At 62.6% G+C, this 5,862-nt stretch carries 6 protein-coding genes; all 6 read right to left on the bottom strand.

Going from position 1 to position 5,862, the window contains the following annotated elements:
* Nucleotides 1-19: 19 nt before the first annotated feature.
* The 6 genes from HX873_RS31160 to fmdA are packed head-to-tail and all read right to left on the bottom strand — an operon-like array spanning nt 20 to nt 5,609.
* Complete coding sequence (locus HX873_RS31160; RefSeq protein ID WP_177123805.1) at nt 20-1,375, bottom strand: MATE family efflux transporter; 1,356 nt, start codon at nt 1,373-1,375, stop codon at nt 20-22.
* A 22-nt stretch (nt 1,376-1,397) separates the two neighbouring features.
* On the bottom strand, nt 1,398-1,961 hold the full coding sequence (locus HX873_RS31155) for a DUF2239 family protein (protein WP_003218595.1): 564 nt from the start codon (nt 1,959-1,961) through the stop codon (nt 1,398-1,400).
* Nucleotides 1,962-2,011: 50 nt separating this feature from the next.
* Entirely contained in the window at nt 2,012-2,968 is a 957-nt protein-coding gene (locus HX873_RS31150) for an AAA family ATPase (RefSeq protein WP_177123803.1), read from the bottom strand.
* Between the two features lie 3 nt (nt 2,969-2,971).
* On the bottom strand, nt 2,972-4,015 hold the full coding sequence (locus tag HX873_RS31145) for an aliphatic amidase (RefSeq protein ID WP_003218599.1): 1,044 nt from the start codon (nt 4,013-4,015) through the stop codon (nt 2,972-2,974).
* 15 nt (nt 4,016-4,030) lie between these two features.
* On the bottom strand, nt 4,031-4,378 hold the full coding sequence (locus HX873_RS31140; protein WP_008432727.1) for a zinc ribbon domain-containing protein: 348 nt from the start codon (nt 4,376-4,378) through the stop codon (nt 4,031-4,033).
* 1 nt (nt 4,379) lies between these two features.
* Nucleotides 4,380-5,609: a formamidase gene (gene fmdA, locus HX873_RS31135; protein ID WP_003218608.1), complete on the bottom strand. Its 1,230-nt coding sequence runs from the start codon at nt 5,607-5,609 to the stop codon at nt 4,380-4,382.
* Nucleotides 5,610-5,862: the final 253 nt, after the last annotated feature.

The raw sequence follows: 5,862 nt of genomic DNA, 5'->3' as shown, positions 1-5,862 counted from the left end.
CCGCCCCGCAAACAAAACCTCACACCAACCGCTTGATCTGCTTATGCCGCCAAACCAGCCGGTAATACGCCGTCTGCAACCCCAACATCGCCAGATACGTCACCGGAAACGCCATCCACACCCCTTCCAGCCCAAACCGCGTATTCAGCAGATACGCCACCGGCAACTCCACCCCCAACACGCAAACGATCGAGATCCCCACCGGCACCAGCACCACCCCGCTGGCCCGCATGATCCCGCCCACCACGGCCTGGAAGCCGAACACCAGGATGCTCCAGAGCATGATATGCAGCAGGTGCTCGGCCTTGACCCGCGCATCCACGTCGGTAATGAACAACCCCAACAGCCAGTGCGACAACACATACCCCAGCACTATCAACCCACCCGTCAGGCACAGGTTGATCAAAATCCCCGTACGCAGGATCGGCCCGATCCGCTCCAGGCGCCCCGCCCCGATCGCCTGCGCCCCCAGAATCGACGCGGTGATCGCAATCGACAATGCCGGAAACTGCACATAGTTGACGATCTGCGTCACCGCCCCATACGCCGCCGTCGCCTGGGAACCATGGCTGTTGACCAGCGCCAGAATCACCAGCTCCGACAACGACAGCACCACCATCTGCAACCCCGTAGGCAACCCGATACGCAGGACCTTGCCCAGGATCACCCGATCCAGCCGCAGCGCCTCCATCAACTGGCGATCCGGCGCCATCACGTGGTTTTTATGGCGCAGGCGCAGCACCAGGAACGTCATCGCCAGGGCATTGCCCACCAACCCCGCCACCACCGCGCTCTGGATACCCATCGGCGGCAGGCCCAGCCAACCCTTGATCAGCGCAGGGGTCAGCACCAGGCCCACGGTGGTCGACACCATCAGCGCCAATAAGGGCGACACCGTGTCACTCACGCCCCGCAGCAGTTGGGTGAACAGGATAAACACCAGCAACAGCGGCATGATCAACATCATCATCTGCGCATAACCCACCGCGTCATCCAGCACATCCACCGGTGTGCCCAGGGCCTGCATTGCCGGGCGCGCAAACACGCTGCCCAGCACCGCCGCGATCACCCCGATCAGGGCGCCGAGGGTCAGGGTGGCGCCGGTGATCGACTTGACCATCGAGGTTTCCTGCGCGCCCCACGCCTGGCCGATCAGCACCGAAGCGCCCGCCCCCAGGCCGATCACCAGGGCGATAAAGAAAAACACGATGGGGAACATCCCCGACACCGCCGCCAACGCCTGGGTGCCGAGCATCTGCCCGACATAGATCCCGTTCAGCGTGCCGGAAAAGCTCTGGAGGAAATTGGACAGCACCATGGGTGCCAGAAAGATCAGGTAGATCTGCCACAACGGTCGTTGCTGGGTGACTTCCATGAAGGTTCGGATCTCAATGCAATTAGGCAGGGAAAGCGTTGCGTGACAACCAGGCCAGGTACAACTTCACATCCACCGGCCAGTGCGCAATCTTGTTGGAAAAGTCGGCGCCGTCCTGGGCAAACAACGCCCGCGAGGCCTCTTCGAAACCCGGCAGGTCGCCGCCCAGGGCGCTCATGAAACGATAGCTGGATTCCTTGGCCTGGCGTCGCTCATCGTGCTCGGCATGGGCGTTGCGCGCTTCATCCACCAGCCGGCGCAAGGCCGCCGAGGCGCCGCCGCGCTGTTGCCCCAGCCACTCCCAATGCCGTGGCAGCAGGGTCACTTCACGGGCGACCACCCCCAGCTTCGGTCGGCCTACGGTAGGTGACGCCGGCACGTCGGCCTCCGTCACCGCGACGGTCGGTTGCTGCGGTGCGTAACCGGCGGGCCAGGGATAGTCGACTTGAACGCCGCTGGCGTCATCAAACACCAGCAAGCTGCCCGTCGACAGGTCGAGGTTTTTCAGGTTTTTGGCGACGTCGGCATAAGAGCCGGCGGCCACGCGTTGGTGGCCAAGGAAAGCGGTGCAGTGTGATGCGCTCATGACTTTTACCCGGAATATATTGTTTTACCCGGGTTATATTAGCTTGGAATTTATTTGTTGCAAGCCGCTTGTTGCGAAACCACCAAACGATCACTGTCGACAGTCGCGCCCATGGGGCCCACACCCGGGTCGCGCAATACGCATTCGGCAATCGCCGGCTCAAGTTCCACCCGCAATCGGCGGCCCAAGGCACGGGCACCAAAGCGTACATCATGGTCGCGGCACAACCACACCCGTGCCGACTCATCCAGCACCAGTGACCGCTGCTGCGTCGCCAGGCGTTGATTGAGTTTGCCGAGTTCCACCTTGAGCAGCGCCTCAAGCCACTGATGGTCGATGGGCTCGAACATCAGGATACGATCGATGCGATTGAGAAATTCCGGCTCGAAGTGGCGGTGCAAGGCGTCCTCCAACACCCCCGCTTCACCGCGCCCCCACCAGCGCAACGGGGCAAAGCGTTGCCGGTGCCGACGCGCCTGCTGGGCGCCGATATTGCTGGTCATGAAGATCAGGCTGTTGCGAAAGTCCAGCGTACGAGCGCCGCCCGCCAGCGTCAGCTGGCCGTTTTCAAGGATGCCCAGCAGGCTGCGCACCACCTCCTGGCTGGCTTTCTCCAACTCGTCGAACAGCACGATACCAGGGCGGCTGTAGCTACCCTGGATCAGTTCGCTGTTGAACAGGCTGATGCCCTCCTTGCTGCCGACATAACCCGGCGGTGCACCGGTGAGTGCGGCGGCATAATGCTCCTGGGCCAGGGTGTGCATGTCGATACGGCAGAACCCGTCGGCACGCCCGTGCAACGCCTGGGCCAGCAGCCGGACGATTTCCGTCTTGCCGACCCCGGTAGGCCCCATGAACAGGTTGACGCTCAACGGCCGCTCACGCTCACCGATATCGGCCTTGACCACCTTGAGCAACCCTTCCATTTGGGCCAGGGCTGCGTCCTGGCCAACGATACGGCTGCGCAGCAAGGCCATGACCTGGGCCGGTTCAAAAGTAAACCGCATGCCTCAACCCGCCGTTTTTTCTTTACCGCCATGGGGCAACTGCCCCACCGGGCATTCGGCGACACCGACGGTGCTGCGAGTGAATGCCTCGACATTCTCTTGGGCCTTTTGCGCGTCCAGCACCCAGGTGCGATAGAACTCGAATGGGCAATCCGCCACGCCCTTGTCCCCATCGCCCGAGGCATGCATGCCGGTGTAGCCACGGTGCAGCAACTTGAACAGATGGTTCTGCGACTGGTCGTTGGCCCGCGCATCGCGGATCTGCGACACCGACAGCTGGGCGTACTGAATGCCCATCTCTTCCTCGCCGCACTCGCCCAGGGTACGGCCATCGAAGCCGATGATCGCCGAGTGCCCGAAGTACGAATACACCCCGTCGAACCCCGCCGCATTCGCCACCGCCACGTAGCAGTTATTAGCCCAGGCCATGCTCTTGGACATCTGCACCTGCTGCTCCTTGGCCGGGTACATATAGCCCTGGCAGCGCACGATCAGCTCGGCGCCTTTCATCGCACAGTCACGCCAGATCTCCGGGTAGTTGCCGTCGTCGCAGATGATCAGGCTGACCTTCATGCCCTTGGGCCCGTCGCACACGTAGGTGCGGTCGCCGGGATACCAACCTTCGATCGGACACCACGGAATGCACTTGCGATAACGCTGGACGATCTCGCCGAGGTTATTGATCAGCACCAGCGTGTTGTACGGCGCCTTGTGCGGGTGCTCCTCGTGGCGTTCACCGGTCAGGGAAAACACGCCCCAGGTATTGGCCTGGCGGCAGGCCGCGGAGAAAATCGCCGTCTCCTCGCCGGGAATACTCGCGGCGGTCGCCATCATCTCGTCGTGGTCGTACATGATCCCCATGGTGCTGTATTCGGGGAACACCACCAGGTCCATGCCGGGCAAACCCTGCTTCATGCCGACAATAATCTCGGCAATCTTCTTCGCGTTATCGATGACTTCGGCCTTGCTGTGCAGGCGCGGCATCTTGTAGTTCACGACAGCAACGCCGACCGTGTCCGGGCTGCTGGAAATGTCGCCATGGCGCATTGCAAATCTCCTCGGTCAATGACTGATCATCCAGGGCCGTGGCCCGGTCCTGGTCTTGAGCCCCAGCGGGTTGGCCTTGCTCGGCACCACCGGCTTGCTGGTGCCACAGCAACTGCAGCCCGCCGGGTGCTTGCGCGCTGCCTGATATTCGCCGACGGTTTGCGGCGCATGGGCGCTGCGCTCGTTACCGGCTATGGCCTTGCGCTGATTGGCCGACAGCGTGGTCAGCGCCGGCGCCGACAGCAGCAACTGCCCGCCCGGGCCGTCGCAATACGGGCATTGGCTGGGTTCGTGACGCTGGGCCATGGGCCGCAGCATCGTGAAGGTGCCGCAGGACTCACAGGCATATTCATAGGTCGGCATGCTACAGGTCCGGTGCAATGGGCAGGTCGATGCTGCCGTCGAGGAATTGGGTCGGGCCGCTGGCATTGGGGTTGATGTCGAACTCGAAGATTTCAGTCGGCAGCCACAACGTCGCGCAGGCGTTGGGGATGTCCACCACGCCGCTGATATGCCCCTGCACCGGCGCCGAGCCGAGCAACGCATACCCCTGGGCCGGCGAGTAGCCGAACTTGGTCAGGTAGTTGATCGCATTCAGGCAGGCCTGGCGGTAAGCGACATTGACGTCCAGGTAATGCTGCTGGCCCTGTTCGTCGACGGAGATGCCTTCGAAGATCAGGTAGTTCTTGTAGTTCGGGGTGATCGGGCTTGGCTTGAACACCGGGTTCTTGATCCCGTATTTGGCCATGCCGCCCTTGATCAGCTCGACCTTCATGTGCACCCAGCCGGCCATTTCGATGGCGCCGCAAAAGGTGATTTCGCCGTCGCCCTGGCTGAAGTGCAAGTCGCCCACCGACAGGCCGGCGCCGTTGACGTACACCGGGAAATAGATCTTCGAGCCGCGGGACAAATCCTTGATATCGCAGTTGCCGCCATGCTCACGGGGCGGCACGGTGCGGGCACCGGTGGCGGCGGCATCATCACGGGCCGAGCCCTTGAGTTTGCCCATGTGCGCGGTGGCGGCCAGCGGCGCGTTGGCCAGGGGTGGGACGCGGGTCGGGTTGGTATCGATCAGCTCCTGCTCGCGACGATTCCAGTCGGCGAGCATCACCGGGTCGGGCAGGCAGCCGATCAGGCCGGGGTGGATCAGGCCCGCAAAATTGACGCCCGGGATGTGCCGGGAGCTGGTGAACATGCCCTTGAAATCCCAGATGGCTTTTTGCGCGCTGGGGAAGTGATCGGTGAGAAAGCCGCCGCCGTTCTGGCGCGAGAAGAAGCCGTTGAAGCCCCACTGGGAGTCGGCCTTGGCGCCGATGTCGAGCAGGTCGACCACCAGCAAGTCGCCGGGTTCGGCGCCGTGTACGCCCACCGGACCGGAGAGGTAATGCACGGTGGAGAGGTCGACGTCGCGCACGTCGCTGGCGTCGTCGTTGTTCTTGATGGCGCCGGCGGTCCAGTCGTAGGTTTCGAGGATGAAGTCATCGCCGGGTTTGACCCAGCAAGCCATCGGGATGTCCGGGTGCCAACGGTTGTGGATCTGTTCGTTTTCGGTGACGGGTTGGTTGAGGTCGACTTTGATCAGGGTGTCGGTCATCGAGGTGCTCCCGGAGGGTGGGTTGGCTGTCGGGAGCAGTCTCACGGGGATGGGGTTGGGCGGGGAATACGTTGGATGTCGTATGCGTCTTTGGGGTTGGGGGGCATATCCGCTATTTGGGTGATGGCTGATATCGGTTCCGCTCTTACAGCGGCTCACTTTTGAACAGCGCAACAATAAGCAAAAAGCCCCTGCCCCACCACTCGGCACCTCGCTTAGGCTCGGTGTGCCCTCTCTCCGGCGTTGTTCCGTG

This window comes from Pseudomonas sp. P7758, from assembly GCF_013386485.1.
GTDB lineage: Bacteria > Pseudomonadota > Gammaproteobacteria > Pseudomonadales > Pseudomonadaceae > Aquipseudomonas.
Note: the sequence above shows the minus strand (reverse complement) of the source record. Positions and strands in the feature narration are given on the sequence as shown.

What these genes read in the sequence shown, in the direction of transcription:
- HX873_RS31140 (WP_008432727.1), bottom strand. Translation starts at nt 4,378, where the DNA reads ATGCCGACCTATGAATATGCCTGTGAGTCCTGCGGCACCTTCACGATG.
- HX873_RS31160 (WP_177123805.1), bottom strand. Translation starts at nt 1,375, where the DNA reads ATGGAAGTCACCCAGCAACGACCGTTGTGGCAGATCTACCTGATCTTT.
- fmdA (WP_003218608.1), bottom strand. Translation starts at nt 5,609, where the DNA reads ATGACCGACACCCTGATCAAAGTCGACCTCAACCAACCCGTCACCGAA.
- HX873_RS31155 (WP_003218595.1), bottom strand. Translation starts at nt 1,961, where the DNA reads ATGAGCGCATCACACTGCACCGCTTTCCTTGGCCACCAACGCGTGGCC.
- HX873_RS31150 (WP_177123803.1), bottom strand. Translation starts at nt 2,968, where the DNA reads ATGCGGTTTACTTTTGAACCGGCCCAGGTCATGGCCTTGCTGCGCAGC.
- HX873_RS31145 (WP_003218599.1), bottom strand. Translation starts at nt 4,015, where the DNA reads ATGCGCCATGGCGACATTTCCAGCAGCCCGGACACGGTCGGCGTTGCT.